This window comes from Pseudomonas sp. FJ2-5-13, from assembly GCF_029201605.1.
Lineage (GTDB): Bacteria > Pseudomonadota > Gammaproteobacteria > Pseudomonadales > Pseudomonadaceae > Aquipseudomonas > Aquipseudomonas lactis.
Genome location: NZ_CP104045.1, coordinates 5,044,709 through 5,071,008, shown reverse-complemented (window position 1 = coordinate 5,071,008; position 26,300 = coordinate 5,044,709). Strand labels below are relative to the sequence as shown.

General features: G+C 60.7%; 25 protein-coding genes. 15 read left to right on the top strand and 10 right to left on the bottom strand.

Features of this window, described 5'->3' with window-relative positions:
- Positions 1-75: 75 nt before the first annotated feature.
- Positions 76-1,023 carry a LysR family transcriptional regulator gene (locus N2A98_RS22415; RefSeq protein WP_044268516.1) on the bottom strand — a complete coding sequence of 316 codons (948 nt, stop codon included), beginning with the start codon at positions 1,021-1,023 and terminating at the stop codon, positions 76-78.
- A 131-nt stretch (positions 1,024-1,154) separates the two neighbouring features.
- Between N2A98_RS22415 and N2A98_RS22410 the strand changes: the two genes are divergently transcribed.
- Together N2A98_RS22410 and mmsB are read left to right on the top strand one after the other, a co-directional pair.
- Complete coding sequence (locus tag N2A98_RS22410; protein ID WP_275622661.1) at positions 1,155-2,672, top strand: CoA-acylating methylmalonate-semialdehyde dehydrogenase; 1,518 nt, start codon at positions 1,155-1,157, stop codon at positions 2,670-2,672.
- 15 nt (positions 2,673-2,687) lie between these two features.
- Positions 2,688-3,575 carry a 3-hydroxyisobutyrate dehydrogenase gene (mmsB, locus tag N2A98_RS22405; protein WP_275622660.1) on the top strand — a complete coding sequence of 296 codons (888 nt, stop codon included), beginning with the start codon at positions 2,688-2,690 and terminating at the stop codon, positions 3,573-3,575.
- 47 nt (positions 3,576-3,622) lie between these two features.
- Here mmsB and N2A98_RS22400 read toward each other — a convergent pair whose 3' ends face one another.
- A complete protein-coding gene (locus tag N2A98_RS22400; protein ID WP_003230905.1) occupies positions 3,623-3,967 on the bottom strand; it encodes a cupin domain-containing protein in 345 nt (114 codons plus the stop codon).
- Positions 3,968-4,333: 366 nt separating this feature from the next.
- Here N2A98_RS22400 and kynB point away from each other — a divergent pair, with 366 nt between their 5' ends.
- A complete protein-coding gene (gene kynB / locus N2A98_RS22395) occupies positions 4,334-4,984 on the top strand; it encodes an arylformamidase (RefSeq protein WP_034133668.1) in 651 nt (216 codons plus the stop codon).
- Positions 4,981-5,853, top strand: a complete 873-nt coding sequence (gene kynA, locus N2A98_RS22390) for a tryptophan 2,3-dioxygenase (RefSeq protein WP_073521906.1) — start codon at positions 4,981-4,983, stop codon at positions 5,851-5,853. Before kynB ends, kynA begins: the two co-directional genes overlap by 4 nt.
- Before the next feature lie 142 nt (positions 5,854-5,995).
- Here the strand turns inward: kynA and N2A98_RS22385 are convergent, their stop codons facing one another.
- From N2A98_RS22385 to antA, 4 genes are all read right to left on the bottom strand, one after another.
- Positions 5,996-7,396: an amino acid permease gene (locus tag N2A98_RS22385; RefSeq protein ID WP_044274391.1), complete on the bottom strand. Its 1,401-nt coding sequence runs from the start codon at positions 7,394-7,396 to the stop codon at positions 5,996-5,998.
- A gap of 71 nt (positions 7,397-7,467) precedes the next feature.
- Positions 7,468-8,475, bottom strand: coding sequence for an anthranilate 1,2-dioxygenase electron transfer component AntC (antC, locus tag N2A98_RS22380; protein ID WP_275622659.1), 1,008 nt, complete (start codon positions 8,473-8,475; stop codon positions 7,468-7,470).
- Positions 8,476-8,622: 147 nt separating this feature from the next.
- Entirely contained in the window at positions 8,623-9,114 is a 492-nt protein-coding gene (gene antB, locus N2A98_RS22375; protein WP_198715965.1) for an anthranilate 1,2-dioxygenase small subunit, read from the bottom strand.
- The gene (gene antA, locus N2A98_RS22370; RefSeq protein ID WP_047711775.1) at positions 9,114-10,505 is read right to left on the bottom strand and encodes an anthranilate 1,2-dioxygenase large subunit; all 1,392 of its coding nucleotides are present in this window, start codon (positions 10,503-10,505) and stop codon (positions 9,114-9,116) included. The genes antB and antA overlap by 1 nt, the downstream gene beginning before the upstream one ends.
- A 311-nt stretch (positions 10,506-10,816) precedes the next feature.
- Here antA and N2A98_RS22365 point away from each other — a divergent pair, with 311 nt between their 5' ends.
- A complete protein-coding gene (locus N2A98_RS22365) occupies positions 10,817-11,809 on the top strand; it encodes an AraC family transcriptional regulator (protein ID WP_047711774.1) in 993 nt (330 codons plus the stop codon).
- A gap of 133 nt (positions 11,810-11,942) precedes the next feature.
- On the opposite strand, the gene N2A98_RS22360 is transcribed toward N2A98_RS22365, so the two are convergent.
- Positions 11,943-12,818 (bottom strand): LysR family transcriptional regulator, encoded by an 876-nt coding sequence (locus N2A98_RS22360; protein WP_047711773.1) that lies wholly within the window; start codon positions 12,816-12,818, stop codon positions 11,943-11,945.
- Positions 12,819-12,932: 114 nt separating this feature from the next.
- Here N2A98_RS22360 and N2A98_RS22355 point away from each other — a divergent pair, with 114 nt between their 5' ends.
- Genes N2A98_RS22355 through catA form a run of 3 tightly spaced genes read left to right on the top strand, consistent with a single transcriptional unit; the run spans position 12,933 to position 15,332 of the window.
- Positions 12,933-14,060, top strand: a complete 1,128-nt coding sequence (locus N2A98_RS22355) for a muconate cycloisomerase family protein (RefSeq protein WP_069557797.1) — start codon at positions 12,933-12,935, stop codon at positions 14,058-14,060.
- A 12-nt stretch (positions 14,061-14,072) separates the two neighbouring features.
- Entirely contained in the window at positions 14,073-14,363 is a 291-nt protein-coding gene (catC, locus tag N2A98_RS22350; RefSeq protein ID WP_047711771.1) for a muconolactone Delta-isomerase, read from the top strand.
- A 39-nt stretch (positions 14,364-14,402) separates the two neighbouring features.
- Positions 14,403-15,332, top strand: a complete 930-nt coding sequence (gene catA, locus N2A98_RS22345; protein ID WP_275622658.1) for a catechol 1,2-dioxygenase — start codon at positions 14,403-14,405, stop codon at positions 15,330-15,332.
- Between the two features lie 62 nt (positions 15,333-15,394).
- Here catA and N2A98_RS22340 read toward each other — a convergent pair whose 3' ends face one another.
- The gene (locus N2A98_RS22340) at positions 15,395-15,868 is read right to left on the bottom strand and encodes an Lrp/AsnC family transcriptional regulator (protein ID WP_003176072.1); all 474 of its coding nucleotides are present in this window, start codon (positions 15,866-15,868) and stop codon (positions 15,395-15,397) included.
- A gap of 144 nt (positions 15,869-16,012) precedes the next feature.
- On the opposite strand from N2A98_RS22340, the gene kynU reads away from it, so the two are divergent.
- Both kynU and N2A98_RS22330 read left to right on the top strand, forming a co-directional pair.
- Entirely contained in the window at positions 16,013-17,263 is a 1,251-nt protein-coding gene (gene kynU / locus N2A98_RS22335) for a kynureninase (RefSeq protein ID WP_044274378.1), read from the top strand.
- 132 nt (positions 17,264-17,395) lie between these two features.
- Complete coding sequence (locus tag N2A98_RS22330; RefSeq protein ID WP_275622657.1) at positions 17,396-18,823, top strand: amino acid permease; 1,428 nt, start codon at positions 17,396-17,398, stop codon at positions 18,821-18,823.
- A gap of 15 nt (positions 18,824-18,838) precedes the next feature.
- On the opposite strand, the gene N2A98_RS22325 is transcribed toward N2A98_RS22330, so the two are convergent.
- Positions 18,839-19,750: a LysR substrate-binding domain-containing protein gene (locus N2A98_RS22325; RefSeq protein ID WP_044274374.1), complete on the bottom strand. Its 912-nt coding sequence runs from the start codon at positions 19,748-19,750 to the stop codon at positions 18,839-18,841.
- Positions 19,751-19,935: 185 nt separating this feature from the next.
- On the opposite strand from N2A98_RS22325, the gene N2A98_RS22320 reads away from it, so the two are divergent.
- The 4 genes from N2A98_RS22320 (at position 19,936) to N2A98_RS22305 (ending at position 24,280) form a co-directional block, all read left to right on the top strand.
- A complete protein-coding gene (locus N2A98_RS22320) occupies positions 19,936-20,700 on the top strand; it encodes a sulfite exporter TauE/SafE family protein (RefSeq protein ID WP_275622656.1) in 765 nt (254 codons plus the stop codon).
- A 42-nt stretch (positions 20,701-20,742) separates the two neighbouring features.
- Positions 20,743-21,639, top strand: a complete 897-nt coding sequence (locus N2A98_RS22315) for a LysR family transcriptional regulator (protein WP_044274372.1) — start codon at positions 20,743-20,745, stop codon at positions 21,637-21,639.
- Positions 21,640-21,743: 104 nt separating this feature from the next.
- Complete coding sequence (locus N2A98_RS22310; RefSeq protein WP_069557794.1) at positions 21,744-22,637, top strand: NAD-dependent epimerase/dehydratase family protein; 894 nt, start codon at positions 21,744-21,746, stop codon at positions 22,635-22,637.
- Positions 22,638-22,834: 197 nt separating this feature from the next.
- Positions 22,835-24,280 carry a SulP family inorganic anion transporter gene (locus N2A98_RS22305; protein ID WP_275622655.1) on the top strand — a complete coding sequence of 482 codons (1,446 nt, stop codon included), beginning with the start codon at positions 22,835-22,837 and terminating at the stop codon, positions 24,278-24,280.
- Positions 24,281-24,316: 36 nt separating this feature from the next.
- On the opposite strand, the gene N2A98_RS22300 is transcribed toward N2A98_RS22305, so the two are convergent.
- Positions 24,317-24,700 (bottom strand): lysozyme inhibitor LprI family protein, encoded by a 384-nt coding sequence (locus N2A98_RS22300; RefSeq protein ID WP_275622654.1) that lies wholly within the window; start codon positions 24,698-24,700, stop codon positions 24,317-24,319.
- Positions 24,701-24,889: 189 nt separating this feature from the next.
- On the opposite strand from N2A98_RS22300, the gene N2A98_RS22295 reads away from it, so the two are divergent.
- Entirely contained in the window at positions 24,890-26,293 is a 1,404-nt protein-coding gene (locus N2A98_RS22295) for a gluconate:H+ symporter (protein ID WP_032895331.1), read from the top strand.
- The last annotated feature ends 7 nt before the right edge of the window (positions 26,294-26,300 follow it).

The following is a 26,300-nucleotide window of genomic DNA, read 5'->3' as shown; positions in this document are numbered from 1 at the left end:
TAACAGTAACGGCAAGGCTGACTGACCCACCGCATTCGCGAGCAAGCCCGTTCCCACATTTGTTTTGCGGTGACCTTAGTCCGCAAACCGCATCTCCCGCGTCTTCCCCATCAACAACCCCTGGTTCTGCTCCGTCACCCCCCTGATGTAATCCCACAACAGAGTAATCCGCTTCAACTTCCTCAAATCCTCCCGGCAATACATCCAGAACTGCCGCGTAATCGCAATCTGCTCCCCCAGCACCGGCAGCAAGCGCGGGTCCTGCGCGGCCAGGAAGCACGGCAATATCGCCATCGACCGGCCTTGCTGGGCCGCCACGTACTGCGCGATCACGCTGGTACTGCGCAAACTCGCGCTGGCGCCGGGCACCACATTGGCCAAGTACAGCAACTCCGAGCTGAAGGCCAAATCATCCACATAGCTGATAAACGGATGCTCGGCCAAATCCGCAGGTTTGCCGATCGGCGGGTGTTGGTCGAGGTAGTCCTGGGTGGCGTAGAGCTGCAGCTTGTAGTCGCACAGTTTGCAGCACACATACGGCCCGTGTTCCGGGCGTTCCAGGGCGATGACGATGTCGGCTTCGCGCTTGGACAGGCTGATGAAGTGGGGCAGGGGCAGGATGTCCACCGAGATCGCGGGATAAGTGTCGACGAAATGGCTCAGTTGCGGGGTGACGAAAAAGCTGCCGAAACCTTCGGTGCAACCCATTCGCACGTGGCCCGACAGCGCCACGCCGGAGCCGGACACCTGTTCGCAGGCCATGTGCAGCGTGCTTTCAATGGATTCGGCGTAACCCAGCAACCGCTGGCCTTCGCTGGTGAGCACGAAGCCGTTGGTCCGGGATTTTTCGAACAGCAGCGTGCCGAGGGACACTTCCAAAGAGCTGATGCGCCGCGACACGGTGGTGTAGTCCACCGCCAAGCGCTTGGCGGCGACGCTGGCCTTGCGGGTGCGGGCCACTTCGAGGAAAAACTTCAGGTCATCCCAGTTCAGGGCGCCGAGGGAGGTGATGTTTTTTTGCATATTGGACCGGCTTTTATGTGCGTTCTTATTAGAGATTTGCACATCTATACTCCAAAAACAGTCCGAACGCCTCATTCTTCAAGGCGATTCACGCGCCTTGTCTCTGTATAAATATAAGAGTTGGAGACCACATGAACGCATCTGCCGATATTTCCGTGCAACCGGTCAAGTTGCTGATCAACGGCGAGTGGGTCGAGTCCAAGACCACCGAGTGGCAAGACATCGTCAACCCCGCTACCCAGCAAGTGCTGGCCAAAGTCCCGTTTGCCACCGTCGATGAAGTCAACGCCGCCATCGACGCTGCCCATCAAGCGTTCCAGACCTGGAAACTCACGCCGATCGGCGCGCGCATGCGCATCATGCTCAAGCTGCAAGCCTTGATCCGCGAACATTCCAAGCGTATCGCCGTGGTCCTTAGCGCCGAGCAGGGTAAGACCATTGCCGATGCCGAGGGCGATATTTTCCGTGGCCTGGAAGTGGTGGAGCACGCCTGTTCCATCGGCACCCTGCAAATGGGTGAGTTCGCCGAGAACGTGGCCGGCGGCGTGGATACCTACACCCTGCGCCAGCCTATCGGCGTATGCGCCGGCATTACCCCGTTCAACTTCCCGGCGATGATTCCGCTGTGGATGTTCCCGATGGCGATTGCCTGCGGTAACACCTTCGTCCTCAAACCTTCCGAGCAAGACCCGCTGTCGACCATGCTGCTGGTGGAGCTGGCGTTGGAAGCCGGTGTACCGGCCGGCGTGCTCAACGTGGTGCATGGCGGCAAGGACGTGGTGGATGCGCTGTGCACTCACAAAGACATCAAGGCGGTGTCCTTCGTCGGTTCGACGGCTGTGGGCACCCATGTCTACGACCTGGCTGGCAAACACGGCAAGCGTGTGCAGTCGATGATGGGCGCCAAGAACCACGCGGTGGTGCTGCCGGATGCTAACCGAGAACACACCCTCAACGCCCTGGTCGGTGCCGGTTTCGGCGCGGCTGGCCAGCGTTGCATGGCCACCTCGGTGGTGGTGCTGGTGGGCGCGGCCAAGCAGTGGCTGCCAGACCTCAAGGCCCTGGCACAAAAGCTCAAGGTCAACGCCGGCAGCGAAGCGGGCACGGATGTCGGCCCGGTGATCTCCAAGCGCGCCAAGGCACGTATCCTGGAACTGATCGAAAGCGGCGTGAAACAAGGCGCCAAGCTGGAGCTGGACGGCCGCGACATCAAGGTGCCGGGCTTTGAGCAAGGCAACTTTGTCGGCCCCACCCTGTTCTCAGGCGTGACCACCGACATGCGCATCTACACCGAAGAGATCTTCGGCCCGGTACTGGTGGTGCTGGAAGTCGATACCCTCGATGAAGCCATCGCCCTGGTCAACGCCAACCCGTTCGGTAACGGCACGGGCCTGTTCACCCAGAGCGGTGCGGCGGCGCGTAAATTCCAGAGCGAGATCGATGTGGGCCAGGTCGGCATCAACATCCCGATTCCGGTGCCAGTGCCGTTCTTCAGCTTCACTGGTTCGCGCGGTTCCAAGCTCGGCGACCTCGGCCCGTACGGCAAGCAAGTGGTGCAGTTCTACACCCAGACCAAAACCGTCACCAGCCGCTGGTTCGACGACAACACGGTCAACGATGGCGTCAACACCACCATCAACCTGCGCTGAACCTGGGAGACGACCATGAAGATTGCATTTATCGGCCTGGGCAACATGGGCGCGCCCATGGCCCGCAACCTGATCAAGGCTGGGCACGCGCTGAACCTGTTCGACCTGAACCAGGCCGTACTCAAGGAGCTCGCCGAACTGGGCGGCACTATCAGCAGTTCACCGCGTGACGCCGCCCAAGGCGCCGAATTGGTGATTACCATGCTGCCGGCCGCCGCCCATGTACGCAGCGTGTGGCTCAATGAAGACGGCGTGCTCGCCGGCATCGGCAAAGGCGTGCCGGCGGTGGACTGCAGCACCATCGACCCGCAAACCATCCGTGATGTAGCGGCTGCGGCAGCCAAACAAGGCGTGGCAGTGGCCGATGCGCCGGTGTCCGGTGGCACCGGCGGTGCCCAGGCCGGGACGCTGACCTTCATGGTCGGCGCCAACCCGAAATTGTTCGCCACCCTGCAACCGGTGCTGGCGCAGATGGGCCGCAACATCGTGCACTGCGGTGATGTCGGCACTGGGCAAATCGCCAAGATCTGCAACAACCTGCTGCTGGGTATCAGCATGGTCGGCGTCAGTGAGGCCATGGCCCTGGGCGATGCCTTGGGCATCGACACTCAAGTGTTGGCGGGCATTATCAACAGCTCCACCGGGCGTTGCTGGAGCTCCGACACCTACAATCCTTGGCCAGGCGTGATTGAGACCGCGCCATCATCGCGTGGCTATACCGGTGGTTTTGGTGCCGACCTGATGCTCAAGGACCTGGGCCTGGCGACGGAAGCCGCACGCCAGGCACGCCAGCCGGTGATCCTCGGTGCGGTGGCCCAGCAGTTGTACCAATCCATGAGCCAGCGTGGGGAAGGGGGCAAGGACTTCTCGGCGATCATCAACAGCTATCGCAAGCCCAAATAAATACCTGTGGCGAGGGAGCAAGCTCCCTCGCCACAGGTTTTGCTGGGTCAGGCAAACACAAAATACTTACGCACCGTCTCGACCACTTCCCACGTCCCCTTCATTCCCGGTTCCACCACAAAGATATCCCCAGCCCGCAGGTGGATCGGCTCCATGCCTTCAGGCGTGATCACGCAGTAGCCTTCCTGGAAATGGCAGTATTCCCACTTCACGTATTCCACGTACCACTTGCCCGGTGTGCAGATCCAGGTGCCCATGATTTTGCTGCCGTCTTCGCTGGTGTAGGCGTTGAGGTTGACAGTGTGCGGGTCGCCTTCGAGCTTTTCCCATTTGCAGGCATCCAGGACCGGCAGTGGGTGGGTGTCGCGCAGTACGGTGATGGGCTTGGACATGATGACTCCGAGGCAAGGTAAGAAGATTCGAACCCTATAGCGTCGCAGCCAAGGCGGGTGGTCTGGACTCGACATCGGTATGCCCAGAAGCGCAGCAGAATGCGATCTCCGGGGCAGAGTGCAAATCCCTGTGGGAGCGGGCTTGCTCGCGAAAGCGGTGTGACAGTCAAACAGATTATTGACTGACACACCGCCTTCGCGAGCAAGCCCGCTCCCACAGGTGGGCATCAAATGAATTTTTTAAGCGTGAATAAATCAATTCCTCGCAGTAACTGCGAAAGATTTCCCGTGTCGCGCCAGAATTCGCAAGAAAATTCAGAGCTGGCCCTCGTATCATTCACCTCAGTACCCCGTGAGAGCCTTGCAATGAACCCAATAAAAACGTGGTGGGATATCAGCCCGCCCTTGAGCACGGCCACCCCGACCTGGCCGGGTGATACGCCGTTTCAGGAAGAGCGCGTGTGGCAGTTCGGCCCGGAGTGCCCGGTGAATGTGGGGCGCGTGACGCTGTCGCCGCACACCGGCGCCCATGTGGATGCGCCGCTGCATTACAGCGCAGACGGTGCGCCGATTGGCGAGGTGTCGCTGGACGTGTACATGGGCCCTTGCCGCGTGTTGCATTGCCTGGGCAGCGGCGCGTTGGTCGAGCCCCATCAGTTGCAAGGGCGTGTGGATAACGTGCCCGAGCGCGTGCTGCTGCGCACTTATCCACAAGCGCCGCTCACCGAATGGGATTCGAATTTCACCGCCATCGCGCCCCAAACCATTGAGCTGCTGGCCAGCCTGGGGGTGCGCCTGATCGGTATCGATACGCCGTCTCTGGACCCGCAACAGTCCAAGACCATGGATTCCCACAACGCCGTGGCTCGTCATGGTATGGCGATCCTCGAAGGCATCGTGCTCGATGACGTACCGGAGGGCGACTATGAATTGATCGCGCTGCCGCTGCGCTTCGCCAACCTGGACGCGAGCCCTGTGCGCGCCATTCTCCGCCCGCTCAAGGAGCCCACGCGATGAGCCAATGTCCTTTCTCACCAGACTATAAGCCTGCCGATAACCAACCCCCGGAAGAATGGCATAACGCCGAATTGAATTTCTCCGAGTCCATGAGCTATGGCGACTATCTGGACCTGGGCAAAGTCCTCAGTGCCCAGCATCCGCTGTCGCCGGACCACAACGAAATGCTCTTCATCATCCAGCACCAGACCTCGGAGCTGTGGATGAAGCTGATGCTCCACGAACTCAAGGCCGCCCGCGAACATGTGCGCCTGGGTGAGCTGCCGCCGGCATTCAAGATGCTGGCGCGGGTGTCGCGCATCTTTGATCAACTGGTGCACGCCTGGGCGGTACTGGCCACCATGACACCCTCGGAATACAAGGCAATTCGCCCGTTCCTGGGGCAGTCGTCGGGGTTCCAGTCGTTTCAGTACCGCGAGATCGAATTCATCCTCGGCAACAAAAGCCCGGCGCTGCTGCGGCCCCATGCCCATCGCCCGGAATTGCTGCAGCAATTGCAGGTGGCGATTGCCACGCCGTCGCTGTATGACGAGGCCGTAAACCTGATGGTCAAGGCGGGACTGGCGATTGATCCCAAACGCGCCGAGCGCGACCCGACCGCAGCCACGGTGCACGATGAATCGGTGGAAGCGGCCTGGCGCGAGGTGTATCGCGACCCGAGCCGTTACTGGGATTTGTATCAGTTGGCCGAGAAGTTTATCGACCTGGAAGATTCGTTCCGCCAATGGCGCTTCCGGCATGTCACCACGGTGGAGCGCATCATCGGCTTCCAGCCGGGTACGGGCGGTACGGAAGGCGTGGGTTATCTGCGCAAGATGCTCGATACGGTGTTGTTCCCCGAACTCTGGCGCGTACGTTCCACCCTCTAAACAAAAAGCCCCGGATTACCGGGGCTTTCATTTGGAACGCAATCCAAAAGGTGGGAGCGGGCTTGCTCGCGAATGCGGAGTGTCAGCTACACATACGTTGACTGAGCTACCGCATTCGCGAGCAAGCCCGCTCCCACAGGGGTTACTGCGCCACAGCTACTTTCCCGTTTCTGATCCTAAACCGGTAGGCGATATAGATAATCCCCACCCACACCGGCATCGCGTACACCGACTCGCGAATCCCCGGAATCGCCAGCATCACGCCGATGATCATCACCATGAACGCCAGGCACAGGTAATTGCTGAACGGGAACCAGAAGGTCTTGAACGACGGCGTCACGCCTTGCTCGCCCATGGCCTTGCGGAACTTGATGTGGGTCAGGCTGATCAGCGCCCAGTTGATCATCAACGAGGCAACCACCAACGCGAACAGCAACTCCAGCGCACTGTGCGGCGCCACGTAGTTGACCACCACGCACAGCATCGTCACCAGCGCCGAAATCGCCAGGGCCCGCAGCGGCACGCCTTGTTTGTTGAGCTTCATCAGCGCCTTGGGCGCATCACCTTGTTCGGCCAGGCCGAACAGCATGCGGCTGTTGCAATACACGCCGCTGTTGTACACCGACAACGCCGCGGTCAGCACCACGAAGTTGAGGATGTGGGCGGCGGTGTCGTTGCCGATCAGCGAGAAGATCTGCACAAACGGGCTACCGCTGTAGGCATCGCCTGACGCGCCGAGGGTTTGCAGCAGTTGATCCCACGGGTACAGCGACAACAGCACAGTCAGAGCACCGACATAGAAGATCAGGATGCGGTACACCACCTGGTTGATCGCTTTGGGGATCACCTTGCGCGGCTCGCTGGCCTCGGCGGCAGTGATGCCGACCAGCTCCAGGCCACCGAACGAGAACATGATGAAGGCCATCGACATCAACAGCCCCATGCCGCCATTGGGGAAGAACCCACCGTGGCTCCACAGGTTGCTGACCGAGGCTTGCGGGCCGCCGGTGCCGCTGAACAGCAGGTAGCAGCCGAGCACGATCATGCCGACAATCGCCACCACCTTGATGATGGCAAACCAGAATTCGGCTTCCCCGAAGAACTTCACGTTCAGGGTGTTGATCAGATTCACCGCGACAAAGAACACCAGTGCGCTGACCCAGGTTGGAATTTCCGGCCACCAGAACTGAATGTACTTGCCCACCGCCGTCAACTCGGCCATGCCCACCAGCACGTAGAGCACCCAATAGTTCCAGCCCGCCAGGAAGCCTGCGTAACCGCCCCAGTATTTGTGTGCGAAGTGGCTGAAGGACCCGGCCACCGGCTCTTCGACGATCATCTCGCCGAGCTGGCGCATGATCAGGAACGCGATAAACCCGGCCACCGCATACCCCAGGATCATAGACGGCCCTGCCGACTTGAGTACCCCGGCCGAGCCGAGGAACAAGCCTGTACCAATCGCCCCTCCCAAAGCGATCAGCTGAATGTGCCGGTTCTTCAGGCCTCGCTTGAGGCCCACCGGGTTAACCATGTCATCCGCCATTAACATTCCCTTCTACTTGTTTTTCTCAAGGGTGATTGCACGCCGCATCGGCCCCTCAGAACTGCTGAGGGTCAGATATTACTCTGGGTAAACTTTTCGTAATACAGCTGGACGCCATCAAGTGCCTGATCCGCCAGCCATTGTTGGATGGATTCGACCATTGGAGGGGGGCCGCACACGTACATATCCGCCGATCTGTCCCGCAATTCGGCCAGGTCGAAATGCTCGGTGAGGTAGCCGCGTTTGCCCGTCCACTCGGTTGAGGCGTCGCTCAGCACTTCGGTGTAGCGAAAGTTCGGGATTTTCGCCGCGTAGGCGTGGATACGCGCCGCTTCACATAAATCCTCAGCGCCGCGCACGCCGTAGTACAGGTGCACAGGTTGTGTGCAGCCCGTGATGGCCAGCTCATCGAGCATGCCCAACAACGCCGATAACCCGGTGCCGCCCGCCACCAGTACCAACGGTTGGGTGACATGCCGCAGATAGAACGCACCCAAGGGCGCCTCCATCAGCATTTCATCACCCACCTGGCAGCGTTCACGCAGGTAGTTGCTCATTACTCCATCGGGCAGCAGGCGTACCAGGAACTGCAATTGACTGCCCGGCCGGTTGGCGAAGGAGTAGGAGCGCCAGCTATCGGTGCCGGGCACTGACAGACGCGCGTATTGGCCCGGCAAAAAATCCAGAGGCTGGTCCAGTTGCACCTGCAAAATGGCGGTGCTGGTCGAGACCTGCTGCACCGCGCTCACCGTGCCGCGCACCTGCACGGGGCCTGGGGCGTTGCACAGGCTTGAATCGAAGTCGAAATAGAAGGTGGCGTCGGACTTCACCCGGGTCTGGCAACTGAGCATCTTGCGTTGTTGCAGGTCGAGGCTGGAGAGGGCTTCCTCGTCGACGTAGTCCTGGGTGTACTCGCCGGACTCGCAACGCCCCTGGCAGGTGCCGCACACGCCTTCGCGGCAATCGAGTGGGATCTTGATGCCGTTGCGCAGGGCCGCGTCCAACAGGATTTCATGGGCGCCCACCGGGAAGAACAGGGTCTTGCCATCGGCGAAGCTGAAGGCCACTTTGTGATTCATTCACATAACTCCGTGAATAGGTATGAACCCCTTGTAGGAGCGAGCTTGCTCGCGAAGAACGTCAACGATGACGCGGGACATCCTGAATGAACGGCGTACTTACGTTTTTCGCGAGCAAGCTCGCTCCTACAGGGCAGTGCACCACCGTTACAGGTGATAGAAATCCAGCACCGAGTTGATGGTGTCGTTGAGCAGCAAGGCGTGCTTGCGCATGATCAACCAGCTGTCGCCCGCAGGCTTGAGGCGGTAAGTGGCATGCCCATAGAACTGCTCGGAGGTGGCCAGGCGATAAAACAACGTGTGCCAGTTCAAACGCACCTCCAACGTGCCGTCGGCCTGCTCGGCTATGCGTACGTTATTGATCAGGTGCAAGGTGCGCGGCATCGGCGTGGCGGAGGCGGCTTTGCCGGTGCGCAGGCGGAACACGCGGTCTTCCAGGCCCGAACGGTTGGCGTAATAGATCAACGACATCTCGCGCTTGGGGTCTTGGGTATAGACGTGTTCGGAATCCCATTGCGGCAGGTGGAATTCACTCTGTGGGTCAAATAACTCCACGTAGGCGTCCCAGTCCTGGGCGTCGCACAGCTCGGATTTGCGGTAGAAGAATTGCTCGATCTGGTACTGCAATTGCGCATTCATCACTTCACCTCCCGCAGTGCCAGGGCTCGCTGGTCCAAACCCTTGAGCAGGAACTGCTGCCAGTTGCGATGCTGGTTGACGTACAGGCCTTCATGGGTGAATTCGGTACCGGTCATCGCCGGTTGGATGCCGATGGCCTCGCTGTTGGGCGTCGGCCCGGTCTCCCAGCGATGGCTACCCCGTGAGATGTCGCTCCAGCGTTCCAGGCGGCCCTGGAAGCCGCGCTGGGCCTCGCGAAACTCCACCAGGTCATCGGGCGTGCCCATGCCGGAAACGTTGAAGAAGTCTTCGAACTGACGAATCCGGTTTTCGCGATCGGCGTCGGACTCACCCTTAACCCCCAGGCACTGGCTGATGATCTCGGTTTTGTTCCAGGCCACTGGGCGGATGATGCGCAACTGCGAACTGATCTGGTCGAGGAAGAACAGGCTGGGGTAGATGTTCAGGTTACGCAGGCGGTGCATCATCCACTCGGCCTTCTGCTGGCCGTGTTCTTCTACCAGGCGCGGCATGATGGTGGCGTAGCCGGAGCGCACGCTGGGGTTGGGCATGTCGCTAAACAACACGCTGTGGCCGTTGTTGAAGGCGAACCAGCCGTCGTCGGTATTTGCGTCGCCGGCGCCGAGCTTGCTGTAGTCCAGCGTGGTGCTGGAACCTGCGCCGTTCTCGGTGTTGACCTGCTGGCGATGCTGCACGGTGGCCACGTAGTTGTAGTGCACGGTGCTGACGTGATAACCGTCCAGGCCGTTTTCGTTTTGCAGCTTCCAGTTGCCGTCGTAGGTGTAGGCGGACTTGCCCGGCAGCACTTCCAGCTCACCGGTGGCCGATTGCGCCACCATCATGTCGAAGAACACTTTGGCATCGCCCAGGAAGTCCTCCAGGCTGTTGGTGCCGTTCACGTCCAGGCTGATAAACACAAAGCCCCTGTAGCTTTCGATGCGCGCTTTTTTCAGGCCGCGGGTGGCCTTGTCGAAACCTTCCGGGTATTCCCCCGGCGCCTTGACCTTTACCAGTCGGCCATCGCTCTTGTAGCACCAGGCGTGGAACGGGCAGGTGAAGGTGGACTGGTTACCCTTGCCCACGCGGGTGAGGGTGGTACCGCGATGCTGGCAGGCGTTGATCAACGCGTTGAGTCGGCCTTCGCCGTCACGGGTGATGATCATCGGCTGGCGCCCGGCGCGCATCGTCACGAAGTCGTGGTTATTGGCCAGTTCGCTTTCGTGGCAGGCATAGATCCAGTTCTTCTCGAAGATCAGCTCCATCTCCAGGTCGAACAACTCGGGCTCGGTGAACATGTCGCGGGCGATGCGGAACACTTCATCCGCCGGGCGAAAGTCCAGGCAGCTTTCGATAAAGGATTTCCATTGCTCGACGGTTCTTGCACCACTCATGGGAGGCACCTTTTGATCATGGCTAAACGGTGAGCCATTAAGCGGCTGCGATGCGGTGGCGGGCTATCCGCTTAATGGGGGAACGTAGGCCGCAAAGTTGGGCAGCAAATACCCATGGCGGTGCGCGCCGGTGACGGCATGCGCTACTGTGATGGCGGGCGATGGTCGCAAAACCCTGGGGTTTATCCACATAGTCGACTGTTGCTATCCACCCAGTGAGAACTGCACTGGCGTGGCCTGGAACTTGCTGTCGAGGTTCAACGACGCGCCGTCAGAGCGCGCAAACGCCTAACCGCCGTGGGTGCACCCTGATGACTAGTCAGACACGCGATATTCATATTCAACGCTTCGACCTGGAGGGCGCGTGCAGCTGGATGTCCGGCATCTGCGGGCCCCATCGCCTGGCGACGGCAACCCCCGAGCGCCTGCGCTTTCACCACAGCGCCAACGTGTTCAAATCCCGCGCCACCACCCTGGGCGTGATCGAGTACGGCACCGATGTGACCATCGACATCGAAGACGCCGAGCACTTCAGCAGCTACAGCTTGAGCCTGCCACTGGTGGGCGAGCAGGAGCTGAGCAAGAACGGTGAGCGCCTCAGCTCCAACCGCGACCAGGGCGTGATCATTTCACCCAATGAGCATCAGGTGCTGGCGATTTCCGGTGACTGCCGCAAGTTGCAAGTGGTGATCACCCGCGCAGCGATGAGCGAGTCGCTGGAAGGTTTGCTGCAACGGCCCATTGATGCACCGCTGCGCTTTGAGTCGGTGATGGATGCCGTGGACGGCGCCCCGGCTTCGTGGTGGCGCATGGCGCGTTACTTCATCGCCGAACTGGAATGCAGCAGCGAACTGTACGAACAGGCGGCGTTTACTCGCGACCTGGAAAGCTCGCTGATCAAGGGCCTGATCCTGGCCCAACCAAATAACTACTCTGAAGAACTGCGTGACGTGCTGGGGGTGAAACTGCCGCACTACCTGATTCGCGCTCGGCAATTTATCCACGACAACGCCCGTGAAGCGCTGCACCTGGAAGACCTGGAAGCGGCGGCGGGCGTGTCGCGGTTCAAACTGTTCGATGCGTTTCGCAAGTACTTCGCGCTGTCGCCCATGGCGTATCTGAAGAAGCATCGGTTGGGGGCGGTGCGCCAGGAAATTCTGGAGCAGGGCTCGATTCGCACTATTTCTGAAATCGCCCTGGGGTGGGGGTTTACGCATTTGGGGCGGTTTTCGGCGGAGTACCGCAAGCTGTTCGATGAGTCGCCCAGCCAGACATTGCAGCGCAAGCGCCTGCGCAGTCTTTGAAAACAATGAAGACCCAAATGTGGGAGGGGGCTTGCCCCCGATAGCGGTGTATCAGTCAATGGATGTGCTGTCTGACACCCTGCAATCGGGGGCAAGCCCCCTCCCACAAGGAAATCACAGTGTTTGGGGAATCTCAGATCAACTCTTCAACCAGTTGCAGGCAATGAGTCAGCCCCGGCGACTGATCATTCACCCGCCGGCTAAGGATGATCGGCGAGCTCGCCGTCGCCTCCACCACCGGCGTATAGCCAATATCCGCCCGATGCAGCACCTGCACCGACGCCGGCACCAGCGTCACCCCCATGCCTGCGCCGACCAGGCCGATAGCGGTCTGCAATTCGTTGGTCCACTGCGCCACCTTCACGCTCAAGCCATGGGCGTCGAACAGTGCGATCACATGGTCGGCATAACTGGGGCGCGGGTTGCCGGGGTAGAGCACAAAGGGTTCGGCGGCCAACTGGGCGAGGGTGGCCGGGGCGCCCAGCAATGGGTGACCGCTGGGCAGCACTGCCACCAGGCGGTCTTCCACCAATACACGCTGGACGATGGCCGGGTCGTCAATGCGAATACGCCCGAAGCCCACGTCAATGCGGCCCGCCTTGAGCGCTTCGACCTGCTGCAACGTCGTCATCTCCGACAAGCCCAACTCCAGTTCCAGGGCCTCGTGAGTGCGCAGGCGCCGAATCAATTCCGGCAGCACGCCGTACAAGGTCGAGGGCGCAAAGCCGATGCCCAGCCAGGTTTTCTCGCCTTGGCCGATGCGCCGAGTGTTATCGCAGACCTTGCCCAGTTGTTCGAGCAACACATTGGCATGCTCATAGAAAAACCGTCCGGCCTCGGTCAGGCGCAAGGGCCGGCTGCGTTCCAGCAGCATCACCCCGAGTTCATCCTCCAGTTGCTGGATCTGCCGGCTCAACGGCGGCTGGGCGATGTGCAAACGTTCGGCGGCACGGGTGAAGTTGAGGGTCTCGCCCAACACCTGGAAGTAGCGCAGGTGACGCAGTTCCATATCGACTCCTTTTATACCTTGAGGGTATTGCTTGAGACCAATTCTATATTGGAAGCCCGAAAAAATGCGGAACAGAATCGAGGCAAATCTATAAAGAACCCAACGGGTATTGCCATGCCGATTTGCGCCATCGAGTCGATCGAAACTGTCATCGTCGACCTCCCCACCATACGCCCGCACAAGCTGGCGATGCACACGATGCAAAACCAGACCCTCGTTATCATCCGTCTGCGTTGCACCGACGGCATCGAGGGCATCGGTGAAGCCACCACCATCGGTGGCCTAAGCTACGGCAACGAGAGCCCCGACAGCATCAAGGTCAACATCGACCGCCACTTCGCGCCGCTGTTGATCGGCCAGGACGCGAGTAACGTCAATGCCGCCATGTTGCGCCTGGAGCGCAGTATTCGCGGCAACACCTTTGCCAAGTCCGGTATCGAAAGCGCCTTGCTCGACGCCCTCGGCAAACGCCTTGGGCTGCCGGTCAGCGAGCTGCTTGGCGGGCGTGTGCGGGACGCGTTGCCGGTGGCCTGGACCCTGGCCAGCGGTAATACCGAACAAGACATCAACGAGGCCGAGAAGATGCTCGACCTGCGCCGTCACCGTCTCTTCAAATTGAAGATCGGCGCGGGCGAGGTCGACCGCGACCTGGCCCATGTGATCGCGATAAAAAAAGCCCTGGGCGAGCGCGCCAGCGTACGCGTCGACGTCAACCAGGCCTGGGATGAAGCCGTGGCCCTGCGGGCGTGCAAGGTGCTCGGTGACCACGGTATCGACCTCATCGAACAACCGATCTCACGCAATAACCGTGGCGGCATGGCCCGGCTCAACCTGTCGAGCCCGGCGCCGATCATGGCCGATGAGTCCATCGAATGTGTCGAAGACGCCTTCAACCTGGCGCGTGAAGGCGCGGCCACGGTGTTCGCCCTCAAGATTGCCAAGAACGGCGGCCCTCGCGCTGTATTGCGCACGGCGGCGATTGCCGAAGCGGCCGGCATCGGCCTGTACGGCGGCACCATGCTTGAAGGTGGCATTGGCACCCTGGCCTCGGCCCATGCCTTTCTCACGCTGGACACACTGGCGTGGGGCACCGAACTGTTCGGCCCGCTGTTGCTCACCGAAGACATTCTTGCCGAGCCACCGGTGTACCGCGATTTCCAGCTGCATGTGTCCACTGCGCCGGGCCTGGGCCTGACGCTTGATGAAGAGCGCCTGGCGTTCTTTCGCCGTGACAAACACTAAGAGGCCCTTGCCATGTTGTTCCACGTAAAAATGACCGTGAACCTGCCCCTCGACATGCACCCCGAGCGCGCCGCCAGCCTCAAGGCCGAGGAGAAAGCCTTGGCGCAACGCCTGCAACAAGAGGGCAAATGGCGCCACCTGTGGCGCATCGCCGGGCACTACGCCAACTACAGCGTGTTCGATGTCGACAGCGTGCAGGACCTGCACGACCTGCTGATGCAACTGCCGTTGTTCCCCTACATGGCCATCGAAGTGAATGCGCTGTGCCGCCATCCGTCGTCGATCCATACGGACGACCGCTGAGACGGCTTGCACCTATAACTACAAGATGAGGAATGCACCATGTCCATCCGCCTGTCCCAGACTGCCCACGCCCAACAGTTTCTCGAAGAAGCCAGCGGTAACCTCAATGACGCGGGCAACCCACGCACCAAGGCGCTGATCTACCGGCTCCTGCGCGACACCGTGAACATCATCGAAGACCTGGAAGTGACCCCGGAAGAGTTCTGGAAGGCGGTCAACTACCTCAATGAACTGGGCAAAAACCAAGAGGCCGGCCTGCTCGCGGCCGGCTTGGGCCTGGAGCATTACCTGGACCTGTTGATGGACGCCGCCGACGAGCAGGCCGGCAAGTCGGGTGGCACGCCGCGCACCATTGAAGGCCCGTTGTACGTGGCCGGTGCGCCGCTGTCCAAGTACGAGGCACGGCTGGATGATGGCAAGGACGACGCGGTGCCGTTGTTCATGCGCGGGCAAGTACGCGATACCGAGGGCAAGCCGTTGGCAGGGGCAATTGTGGATGTGTGGCAGGCCAACACGGGCGGGACCTATTCGTGGTTCGACCCGAATCAGTCTGAGTTCAACCTGCGCCGGCGCATCGAGACCGACGCCCAGGGCAACTACCGTTTTCGCAGTATCGTGCCTTCGGGCTACGGCTGCCCACCGACCGGGCCGACGCAACAGTTGCTCGACCAGCTGGGGCGCCACGGGCAGCGGCCGGCGCATATCCACTTCTTCATCTCGGCGCCGGGGCACCGGCACCTGACCACGCAGATCAACCTGTCGGATGACCCGTACCTGCATGATGACTTTGCCTATGCCACCCGGGATGAGCTGATTGCCGAGATTCGCTTCAGCGACGACCGGCAACTGGCGCGGGAGTTTGGCGTGCAGGGGCGGTTTGCGCAGATTGATTTTGACTTTGAGTTGCAGGTGGCGGATGCGCCAATAGAGCAGCAGCGCATGCAACGAGTGCGTGCTCTGGAAGACTGATCAACTCGGTCAACTGTGGGAGCAGGCAAGCCAGCTCCCACATTGGTTTTAGGGTGTTTGTGTTATTTGCGCACGACCAGGTCCAACACCTCATCCCGGTCCTTGATCTTCTGCAGCACGATCTCCGAACGGATATCCATCACCCCCGCCGTGCGGTTCAGGTGGTTCACGATAAAGTCCGAAAAGTGCTTGAGGTTGCGCGCCTGCACCCGCAGCACATAGTTGCTGGCGCCAGTGATCACATAGGCGCTCGCCACCTCCGGCCAGCCTTGCACCTTCTTGATGAACGTCTCATGCCAGTCCTCCACATCCTGGCGCAACGACAGGTGCACGATGGCTTCCAACTCGATCCCCAACTGCTCGGCATTCAATACCGCGCGGTAACCGCTGATGATTCCTTCGCTCTCCAACAGGCGCAAACGGCGCAGGCACGCCGACGGCGACAGTGCGACTTTTTCCGCCAGTTCCTGGTTGCTGATGCGGCCATCCTGTTGCAGGAAATGCAGGAGGCGCAGGTCGGTGGCGTCGAGAATCATGCTTGGAAGATATCCGCGTATTTGGAGGTTAAATTCGAATTTCCTACAGCTTAAATAGCCGTTTACCCACCACTTTGCACGAAAATTCTCTAAAAGTTCGTTCATTATTTGGTCCATCCTCACTTATAAAAACCAGGACGACCCATGACCACTCGAAGCCATTGCCAAGCCCTCGACGCCCAGGACCCGTTGGCCTCCCTGCGCGCCCAATTCGCCTTACCCGAGGGGGTGATCTACCTCGACGGCAACTCCCTCGGCGCGCGCCCGGTGGCGGCGCTGGAGCGGGCACAACAGGTGATCGCCGAGGAGTGGGGCAATGGCTTGATTCGTAGCTGGAACAGCGCCGGCTGGGCGGATTTGTCCCAGCGCCTGGGCAATCGCCTGGCGCCGTTGATCGGTGCGCGTGACGGCGAGGTGGTGATCACCGATACCACCTCGATCAACCTGTTCAAAGTGCTCAGCGCCGCCTTGAGTGTGCAGCGCCAGCGTACGCCGGCGCGTAAGGTCATCGTCAGCGAAGCGAGCAACTTTCCCACCGATTTGTATATCGCCGAAGGCTTGGCCGAACTGCTGCAACAAGGCTATTCCCTGCGCCTGGTGAACAGCCCGGCCGAACTGCCCCAGGCCATCGATGCAGACGTGGCGGTGGTGATGCTCACCCACGTCAACTACAAGACCGGCTACATGTACGACATGGCGGCGCTGACCGCACTGAGCCACGAGTGCGGCGCGCTGAGCATCTGGGACCTGGCGCATTCGGCGGGCGCGGTGCCTGTCGACCTGCACCAGGCCAATGCGGATTATGCAATTGGCTGCACCTACAAATACCTCAACGGCGGCCCGGGCTCCCAGGCGTTTGTGTGGGTCAACCCGGCGTTGGTCGATGTGGTGCGCCAGCCGTTGTCCGGATGGTTCGGGCATACCCGGCAGTTCGCCATGGAGTCTACCTACGCCCCCAGCGCCGGCATCGCTCGCTACCTGTGCGGTACGCAGCCGATTACCTCGCTGGCCATGGTGGAATGTGGCCTGGAGATTTTTGCCCAGACCGACATGGCCAGCCTGCGCAGCAAATCCCTGGCACTGACCGACCTGTTTATCGCATTGGTCGAAAGCCGCTGCGCCGCCCACGGCCTGGAACTGATCACCCCGCGTGAACACGCCCGGCGCGGCAGCCACGTCAGCTTTGAACACCCCGAAGGTTACGCGGTGATCCAGGCCTTGATCGCCCGAGGCGTGATCGGCGATTACCGTGAACCGCGGATCATGCGTTTTGGTTTCACGCCGCTGTACACCAGCTTTACCGAGGTGTGGGACGCCGTGGAAATTCTCGGTGAAATTCTCGACAACGCCACCTGGGACCAGCCGCAATTCAAAGTCCGCAACAGCGTTACTTAAGGGCAACACAGAACAAATGTGGGAGCTGGCTTGCCTGCGATAGCGTCGGTGCATTCACTACCGTTATCGCAGGCAAGCCAGCTCCCACAGGTTCAGCGTCAGCCACCATCACAATAATAAAGGGGCACACCAGTGAGCACGCCAGACAACGGCTTTGCAGAGATTACCCACCGTGAACTGGGCCTGAGGCGCCAGCTCACTTCCGGCCAGATGAGCATGATCGCCATCGGTGGCGCCATCGGCACCGGGCTGTTCATGGGCAGCGCCTACGCCATCGGTTATGCCGGGCCGAGCGTGCTGGTGAGCTACGCTATCGGCGCGTTGATTACCTTGCTGCTGATGGGCTGCCTGGCGGAGATGACGGTGGCCCATTCCACCTCCGGCTCCTTCGGCGCCTATGCCGAGTTCTACATCAGCCCGTTGGCCGGGTTCCTGGTGCGGTATGCCTACTGGGCGGCGATTGTGCTGGCGGTGGGCGCCGAGGTCACGGCGGTGGCGATGTACATGAAGTACTGGTTCGCCAACGTGCCGGAGTGGGTGTGGATCGTGTCGTTCTCCAGTGTGCTGATTGTGCTCAATGCGATCAGCGTGAAGACCTTCGGCAACTTCGAATACTGGTTCTCGACGATCAAGATCAGCGCCATTGTCGGTTTCATCATCCTGGCAGTGTATGTGGTGTTCGGCTCCGGAAACCCTGACTACGGCGTGCAGAACTACACGGCCCACGACGGCTTTTTTCCCCATGGCTTGAGTGGCATGTGGATCGCGGTGATCGTGTCGATCTTCAGCTACCTCAGCGTCGAGATGATCGCCGTGGCCGCCGGTGAAGCCGCCGACCCGGAGCAGGCAGTGAAGAAAGCCTTTCGCGCTACCATCGTGCGGTTGGTGGTGTTCTACCTGCTGACCCTGGCGCTGATGCTCGCCATCGTGCCCTGGAACCAGGCCGGCCAGGCCCAGAGCCCGTTTGTTACGGTGATGCAGACCATCGGCATTCCCGGCGCCACCGGGGTGATGAATTTCGTGATCCTGATCGCGGCGCTGTCGGCCATGAACAGCCAGCTCTACATCACCACGCGCATGATGTTCAGCCTGTCGCGCGCCGGTTTTGCGCCCAAGTCCATGGGCGCGTTGAGCAAGAATGGCATCCCGCTGAATGCGCTGCTGCTGTCCAGTTCAGGCATTGCCCTGGCGACCTTGCTCAACGTGGTGTACCCGGAAAGCTCGTTCACCCTGATGATGGCGATCTCGATGTTTGGCGCGATCTTCACCTGGTTCATGATCTTCCTCACGCACCTGTTTTTCCGCCGCTATCGCAAGCGTCATGGCGGGGCGAAGTTGTCGTTCCAGTTGCGGTTTTTTCCCTACAGCACGCTGCTGGGGCTGGTGCTGATGGGGGCAGTGATGATCACCACCTATTTCACCGAAGCGTTCAAGATGACGCTGGTGTTTGGCGTGCCGTTCCTGGTGATCTTGTCGGCGGTTTACTACACCTTCTTCCACAAGCGCGCATCATCTGTAGGAGCGAGCTTGCTCGCGAAAAGCCCGAGAGCGCCGCGTTAAACCTGATAGCTCGCGTTATCGTTGACGATCTTCGCGAGCAAGCTCGCTCCTACAGGGTGCCTTGAGCGCAGCGAGTAAGGTGCTGGCGTAACCGGGCAATTGCTCGAACGAGCGTGCGCATAACAGCAGTTTGCGGCAGGCCCACTCCTCTTGCAGGGGGTGGGCCTTGAAGCGGCGCGCAGGTGGCCAACGGTCCAAGGCGGCCTGAGGCACGATGCCCAGGCCGGCACCGCCGGCGACCATGCGAATCACCCCGTCAAAGCTATCGGCGCGGATACGTGTATGCAGGCGAAAGCCTGCGTGCAATGCCTGTTCCTCCAGGTACACCGCCAGCGCGCTGTTGGCTGCCAGGCTGACGTAGTCGTATTGCAAGCTGTCGATAAAACTCGCGCTGGTCAACGGGTGGTCCAGGGGCATGATCAGCACCAACGGGTCGTCGCGAAACGCCAGGGTCTGCAAGCCGTGGGTGTCTACCGCATCGGAAATAATCCCCAGGTCGGCGGTGCCCTGGCGCAAGGCGTGGGTAATGCGCAGGCTGGGCAACTCTTGCAGGTCGATATCGAGGTTGGGGTGTTTGCGCAGAAACTGTGCGAGCAGTTCCGGCAGGTATTCGCTGAGGGCGGTGGTGTTGCATAGCAAGCGTACCTGGCCTTTGACGCCATTGGCGTATTCGGCCAAGTCCTGTTGCAGATGGTCGGCCTGTTGCAACAGCAGGCGAGCGTGTCGGGCCAGGGCTTTGCCCGCGGGTGTCGGGGTCACGCCACGGCGGCCGCGCTCGAGAAACGCGATGCCCAGTGAAGACTCCATGGCTCGGATGCGTGCACTGGCGGCAGCCAGGGACAGGTGGCTGCGGGCCGCGCCGGCGGTGATATTGCCGGTGTCCAGGATGTGCAGGTAGAGGCGCAGGTCGATGAGGTCAAAGTGCATGAAGTTTCCCAGTGACTGGAAGGGCCTCATCGCAGGCAAGCCAGCTCCCACACTTGAATGTATTCACAATTCCAAATGTGGGAGCTGGCTTGCCTGCGATAGCGTCATCAGCCTCACACAAAACAAGAGGCTGGCTCAGTATATGGCGAATTTTCAGCCACTCTCCAGCCCTGCACAATTGGTGCATGAATACCTTCCTCGCGTTCTACCAAAACCTCGGCCCCGCCCTGACAGCGTTGGTCATCACCACTTTCCTACTGGCCGGTACGGTCAAGGGCGTCATCGGCCTGGGCCTGCCCACCGTGGCCATGGGCATGCTTGGCCTGGCTATGTTGCCCGCGCAGGCTGCGGCATTGCTGATCATTCCTTCGACAGTGACCAACCTCTGGCAACTCACCTGTGGCGGCCACTTGGGTGCCTTGCTCAAACGCCTGTGGCCGATGCTGTTGCTGATTTCCCTCGGCACCGGGCTGGGCACTTTGTGGCTGGGCATGGGCAGTGGGCCTTGGGTGGTGCGTGCCTTGGGCGCGGCGTTACTGGTGTATGCCTTGAGCGGGTTATTCCTGCCGACCTTCAGGGTCGAACCCCGCACTGAGCGTTGGCTGGGGCCCTTGTGCGGGCTGCTCACCGGCATCATCACCTCGGCCACCGGTGTCTTCGTGATCCCTGCGGTGCCGTATCTGCAGGCGCTGGGCTTGAGCCGTGATCAGTTGGTGCAGGCACTGGGGCTGTCATTCACCGTGTCGACACTGGCGCTGGCCGCCGGGCTGGCTTGGCGTGGTGCGTTGGGCGGTGCTGAAGTCGGTGCGTCGGTGTTGGCGCTGTTGCCGGCCTTGCTGGGGATGTGGCTGGGCCAGGTGGTGCGTCGGCGCATCAGTGCCTTGTGGTTTAAACGTGGATTTTTCACCGGCATGGCGTTGTTGGGAGGCCATTTGTTGCTGGCTGGTTAATAATGACCGGGCATTTGTCAGCTGTTTAATGAAGGACTGCCCGTGAAAGCCCGATCTGATGAGCTACAGATTTTTGTCAGCGTGATCGAGTGCGGCTCGATTTCCGCCGCCGCCGAAAAAGTCGGGCAAACGCCATCGGCGGTCAGCCGCACCTTGTCGCGCCTGGAAGCCAAGCTCGACACCACCTTGATCAACCGCACCACGCGGCGCATGGACCTGACCGAAGAGGGCAAGTACTTCTTCGAACAGGCCAAAGTGATCCTGGCGCAGATGGACGAGCTGGAAGAGCGCCTGTCCTCGCGCCAGAAAAAACCGGCCGGGCGCCTGCGTATCAACGCCGCCGTGCCGTTCATGCTGCATGGGATCGTGCCGTACATCGCCGAGTTTCGCAGTCTCTATCCGGATATCCAGCTGGAGCTCAACAGCGATGACTTGATCATCGACCTGCTGGAGCAAAGCACCGACATCGCCATACGCATTGGCGCCCTGGCCGACTCGACCCTGCATGCGCGCTTCCTGGGCAGCACGCCGCTGCATGTCCTGGCCAGCCCCGGTTACCTCAAGCAGCACGGCACGCCGACGACCGTTGCCGAGTTGGCTGATCACACCTTGCTAGGCTTCACCCACACCGAAACCCTCAACCACTGGCCGCTGCGCCATGGCGACGGTGACCGCTGGCTGATCCAGCCCGGCGTCAGCGCGTCCAGTGGTGAAACCTTGCGGCAGTTGGCGCTGGAAGGGCAGGGCATTGCTTGCCTGTCGAACTTCATGACGGTGCACGACCTTGAAGCCGGGCGCCTGGTGCCGTTGCTGGAGTCGTTCAACAGTGGCTATCGCCAGCCGATCCACGCGGTGTTCTACCGCAACTCGCAATTGGCGTTGCGCATCCAGTGCTTCCTGGACTTTATTCAGGCCAAGCTGGCGCGGTATGCGCGCTGATTCGTGATCTGAGCGCAAGAGTGAATTGGGCCGCACGGGCTTATTCAGGCAGCGGTGTGGGTTGGATACTGGGCGCATTACTTACCCAGTCAGGAGCAACCTCCATGAATGTATTCGTTACCGGCGCCGCAGGGTTTATCGGCGGTTCCATCGCTACCGGCCTGGTCAACGCCGGCCATCATGTCACTGGCCTGGTGCGCAGCGCCGAGCAAGCTGCCGAAATGACCGCCCTGGGCATCACGCCCGTGATTGGCACCCTCGACGACGCAACGGTATTGACCGAGCAGGCGCAGAAGGCTGATGCGGTGATCAACGCCGCCAGCAGCGACCATCGCGGCGCCGTGCAAACCTTGCTGGCCGCTTTGAAAGGTTCGAACAAGCCGTTCCTGCATACCAGCGGTTCGAGCATCGTAGGGGATGCGTCGGGCGGCAAGGCCAGCGATGTCATCTACTTCGAAGACAACCTGCCTGAGCCGACCGTCGACAAGGCCGCCCGGGTTGCCATCGACAACCTGATCCTGGCGGCTGCCAACGACGGCGTGAATTCGGCGGTGATCTGCAACACCCTGATCTACGGCCACAGCCTGGGCGTGAAGCGTGACAGCGTGCAATTGCCGCGCTTGCTCAAGCAGGCACGCAAAAGCGGGGTGGTGCGCCATGTTGGCCCCGGCCAGAACATTTGGTCCAACGTGCATATTGAAGACGTGGTGGCCTTGTATCTGCTGGCGTTGACCAAGAACGTACCGGGCACTTTCTACTTTGTGGAAAGCAGCGAAGCGGCGTTCATCGACATGACCACGGCGATTGCCCAAGCCCTAAACCTGGGCAAACCACAGGATTGGCCATTGGCCGAAGCTGAGGCCGAGTGGGGCTATGAAATGGCCAACTACGGGTTGGGCTCCAATAGCCGAGTGCGTGGCAAGCACGCCCGTGAATTGTTGGGATGGGCGCCTCAGCGCACGTCGGTGGTGGAGTGGATTCGCGACGAGATGGTGTGATGTTCGCTTAGCACCGCGGTGCTGCCTTCGCGAGCAAGCCCGCTCCCACATTTGAATCTATTCACAGATCCAAATGTGGGAGCGGGCTTGCTCGCGAAAGGCGCGACTCGGTATATCGGACCAGACACTTCACTAGCCCCACCCGCCGCAATTCCGTACCATTCCCCGCCTTATCCCCCGCAACTCCCTGGTACTCGATGAACCTCACCCGTCTGCGCGCCGACGCCCTGGCCGGCCTCACCACGTCTTTCGCCTTGCTGCCCGAATGCATCGCCTTTGCGCTGGTGGCCCATCTCAACCCGCTGATGGGCCTCTACGGCGCGTTCATCATTTGCACCCTCACCGCATTGTTCGGCGGCCGTCCCGGCATGGTGTCCGGTGCGGCCGGTTCGATGGCAGTGGTGATCGTCGCGTTGGTGGTGCAACACGGCGTGGAGTATTTGCTGGCGACGGTGTTGCTCGGCGGCTTGATCATGGTCGCCTTCGGCCTGCTGCGCCTGGGCAAGCTGGTGCGCATGGTGCCGCATTCGGTGATGCTCGGCTTCGTCAACGGCCTGGCGATCATCATTGCGCTGGCGCAACTGGAGGATTTCAAGAGCGGTGAAACCTGGCTCAGCGGCACGCCGTTGTACGTAATGGCTGGGCTGGTGGCGGCAACCATGGCCATTGTGTACCTGTTGCCGCGCCTGACCCGTGCCGTACCGCCCGCGCTGGTGGCGATTCTGAGTGTTGGCGTGGCGGTGTACCTGCTCGGTTTGCCGACCCGTACATTGGGGGATATGGCGCACATCGCCGGTGGCTTGCCGACCTTCGCGCTGCCGCAGATCCCCTGGACCCTGGAAACCCTCGGCATCATCGCGCCGTACGCGTTTTTGATGGCGATGGTCGGCCTGTTGGAAACCCTGCTGACCCTCAACCTCACCGACGAAATCACCGAGACCCGTGGTTATCCCGACCGCGAAAGCGTGGCCCTGGGCGCGGCGAATATGGTCTCGGGCCTGTTCGGCGGCATGGGCGGTTGCGCGATGATCGGGCAAACCGTGATCAACCTCAGCTCCGGCGGGCGTGGGCGTTTCTCCGGGGTGTTTGCCGGGGTGATGATTCTGTTGTTCATTCTGTTTCTGTCGCCACTGATCGAGCGGATTCCGCTGGCGGCGTTGGTGGGTGTGATGTTCGTGGTGTCGCAACAGACCTTCGCCTGGGCGTCGCTGCGGGTGATCAACAAGGTGCCGCTCAACGATGTGCTGGTGATCATGGCGGTGACGATCATCACCGTGTTCACCGACCTTGCCACCGCCGTGCTGTGCGGTATCGTCATCGCCGCGCTGAACTTCGCCTGGCAGCAGGCGAGGGAACTGTACGCCGATGAACACCTGGAGGCCGATGGCAGCAAGCTCTATCGGCTGCACGGCACGTTGTTCTTTGCCTCGACCACGCCGTTTTTGAACCAGTTCGACCCAGCCAACGACCCGGCCCAGGTCACGCTGGATTGCCGTCACCTGAGCTTTGTCGACTATTCGGCGATTGCCGCGTTGATGACCCTGCGCGAGCGCTACACCAAGGCCGGCAAGCACCTGCGGGTGCTGCATTTATCCGAGCGCTGCAAAAAACTGCTCAAGCGCGCCAAGGTTCATCACGAGTAGGCGCGAGGTCGTTATTCCGAGGGGGCGAGGTCGTTATTACGGGCCGACCAGGTCTTCCAGCTCTTCCAGCTCTTGGGCGCGGGTCTGGGTCATGTCCAGCACGCAGCCTGTGCCATTGACTTGATCAATCGTGCCGCCAGTGGCACTGCCGGCGAAGGCGCAATTGGCGTCGCGGTATTTGATCCACAGGCGCTGCACGTCTTGCAGTTGTTGTTTGCGCGCGCCTTCCTGGGCGGCGAGAGCGGTCTTGTAGGCGCGGTTCAGGCGGTCGTCCTGCACCTTGGTTTGCTTGGTATTGCAATTGACCATGTCTGCGGTGGTATTGGCGCTGTCCATGCATGTTTTCAAGGCAGGGTTGTCGGCGGCATACGCGCTGCCGCACAAGAGCAGGACGCTGGCGGCAATTGTGGTGCGAATCATGAGCGGTTTCCTGGGCAGTGGATGCGCAGTCTATGACTCAAGGGCGGCGTTTGAGTTTCCGCCTTCTCTGATCTTCATGTAAGAACACCCCCCGAATTTTCATCCGCCACCGTCGGGCATGTCCCCCAGCGACAGCGCTTATCCGTGGGCGAAAATTACTTTCATAAAAATTGAAAATGCTCCTCGGGAATGATTTATGAGTTTCACAACCAATTCGACGTGACCCTTTCCGAGGAGTACCGCATGGCCGCATTACCGGGCTTCGGGCTGTTGGCATACGCTGCCATCGCCATCATTGCATTGATCGTGCTGATTGCACGCTACCGACTCAACCCCTTTATCGTGATTACCCTGGTGTCCATCGGCCTGGCGCTGATGGCCGGGATGCCGGCGGACACCATCATGGGTTCGTACGAGGCGGGTGTCGGCAAGACCCTGGGGCATATCGCCTTGGTGGTGGCGCTGGGCACCATGCTCGGCAAGATGATGGCCGAATCCGGTGGCGCCGAGCAGGTCGCGCGCACGCTGATCAACCGCTTCGGTGAACGCAATGCTCACTGGGCGATGGTGTGTATTGCGTTTTTGGTGGGGCTGCCGCTGTTTTTCGAAGTCGGCTTTGTGTTGCTGGTACCGATTGCCTTTACCGTGGCGAGGCGTGTGGGCGTGTCGATCCTGATGGTCGGGCTGCCGATGGTTGCCGGCCTGTCGGTGGTGCATGCGTTGGTGCCGCCGCACCCGGCGGCAATGATGGCGGTGCTGGCCTATAACGCCTCGGTCGGGCAGACGGTGCTGTATGCGATCCTGATTGGCATCCCCACGGCGATCATTGCCGGGCCCGTCTACGCCAAGTTCATCGTGCCGCACATTCATTTGCCAGCGGAAAACCCGCTGGAGCGCCAGTTTATTGAGCGTGAACCGCGTACGCGCCTGCCCAGTTTTGCACTGACCATGGGCACTATCCTGTTGCCGGTGGTGTTGATGATGATCGGCGGCTGGGCCAACGTGATTTCCACGCCGGGCAGCGGTTTCAACCAGTTCCTGTTGTTTATCGGCAACTCGGTGATCGCCCTGTTGGTGGCGACCCTGGTGAGTTTCTGGACCTTGGGCCTGGCCCAGGGCTTTAACCGCGAGTCGATTCTCAAGTTCACCAACGAATGCCTGGCGCCGACCGCCAGCATCACCTTGCTAGTGGGCGCGGGCGGCGGGTTGAACCGCATCCTGGTGGATGCCGGGGTCACCCATGAAATCCTCGGCCTGGCCCATGCGTTCCAGTTGTCGCCGCTGGTGATGGGCTGGCTGTTCGCCGCGTTGATGCGCGTCGCCACCGGCTCGGCCACGGTGGCCATGACCACCGCGTCCGGGGTGGTCGCGCCGGTCGCCTTGGGCCTGGGTTATCCACACCCTGAATTGTTGGTGCTGGCGACCGGTGCGGGCTCGGTGATCTTTTCCCACGTGAACGACGGTGGCTTCTGGCTGATCAAGGAATACTTCAATATGACGGTTATCCAGACCTTCAAGACCTGGACCGTACTGGAGACCCTGATTTCGCTGGTCGCCTTCGGCCTGACCTACGGCCTGTCCCTTGTTTTATGAGCCTGTA

Bases quoted from the DNA above. Each gene is read 5' to 3' on its own strand.
- N2A98_RS22415 (WP_044268516.1), bottom strand. From the start codon at position 1,023: ATGCAAAAAAACATCACCTCCCTCGGCGCCCTGAACTGGGATGACCTG.
- N2A98_RS22410 (WP_275622661.1), top strand. From the start codon at position 1,155: ATGAACGCATCTGCCGATATTTCCGTGCAACCGGTCAAGTTGCTGATC.
- mmsB (WP_275622660.1), top strand. From the start codon at position 2,688: ATGAAGATTGCATTTATCGGCCTGGGCAACATGGGCGCGCCCATGGCC.
- N2A98_RS22400 (WP_003230905.1), bottom strand. From the start codon at position 3,967: ATGTCCAAGCCCATCACCGTACTGCGCGACACCCACCCACTGCCGGTC.
- kynB (WP_034133668.1), top strand. From the start codon at position 4,334: ATGAACCCAATAAAAACGTGGTGGGATATCAGCCCGCCCTTGAGCACG.
- kynA (WP_073521906.1), top strand. From the start codon at position 4,981: ATGAGCCAATGTCCTTTCTCACCAGACTATAAGCCTGCCGATAACCAA.
- N2A98_RS22385 (WP_044274391.1), bottom strand. From the start codon at position 7,396: ATGGCGGATGACATGGTTAACCCGGTGGGCCTCAAGCGAGGCCTGAAG.
- antC (WP_275622659.1), bottom strand. From the start codon at position 8,475: ATGAATCACAAAGTGGCCTTCAGCTTCGCCGATGGCAAGACCCTGTTC.
- antB (WP_198715965.1), bottom strand. From the start codon at position 9,114: ATGAATGCGCAATTGCAGTACCAGATCGAGCAATTCTTCTACCGCAAA.
- antA (WP_047711775.1), bottom strand. From the start codon at position 10,505: ATGAGTGGTGCAAGAACCGTCGAGCAATGGAAATCCTTTATCGAAAGC.
- N2A98_RS22365 (WP_047711774.1), top strand. From the start codon at position 10,817: ATGACTAGTCAGACACGCGATATTCATATTCAACGCTTCGACCTGGAG.
- N2A98_RS22360 (WP_047711773.1), bottom strand. From the start codon at position 12,818: ATGGAACTGCGTCACCTGCGCTACTTCCAGGTGTTGGGCGAGACCCTC.
- N2A98_RS22355 (WP_069557797.1), top strand. From the start codon at position 12,933: ATGCCGATTTGCGCCATCGAGTCGATCGAAACTGTCATCGTCGACCTC.
- catC (WP_047711771.1), top strand. From the start codon at position 14,073: ATGTTGTTCCACGTAAAAATGACCGTGAACCTGCCCCTCGACATGCAC.
- catA (WP_275622658.1), top strand. From the start codon at position 14,403: ATGTCCATCCGCCTGTCCCAGACTGCCCACGCCCAACAGTTTCTCGAA.
- N2A98_RS22340 (WP_003176072.1), bottom strand. From the start codon at position 15,868: ATGATTCTCGACGCCACCGACCTGCGCCTCCTGCATTTCCTGCAACAG.
- kynU (WP_044274378.1), top strand. From the start codon at position 16,013: ATGACCACTCGAAGCCATTGCCAAGCCCTCGACGCCCAGGACCCGTTG.
- N2A98_RS22325 (WP_044274374.1), bottom strand. From the start codon at position 19,750: ATGCACTTTGACCTCATCGACCTGCGCCTCTACCTGCACATCCTGGAC.
- N2A98_RS22320 (WP_275622656.1), top strand. From the start codon at position 19,936: ATGAATACCTTCCTCGCGTTCTACCAAAACCTCGGCCCCGCCCTGACA.
- N2A98_RS22310 (WP_069557794.1), top strand. From the start codon at position 21,744: ATGAATGTATTCGTTACCGGCGCCGCAGGGTTTATCGGCGGTTCCATC.
- N2A98_RS22305 (WP_275622655.1), top strand. From the start codon at position 22,835: ATGAACCTCACCCGTCTGCGCGCCGACGCCCTGGCCGGCCTCACCACG.
- N2A98_RS22300 (WP_275622654.1), bottom strand. From the start codon at position 24,700: ATGATTCGCACCACAATTGCCGCCAGCGTCCTGCTCTTGTGCGGCAGC.
- N2A98_RS22295 (WP_032895331.1), top strand. From the start codon at position 24,890: ATGATTTATGAGTTTCACAACCAATTCGACGTGACCCTTTCCGAGGAG.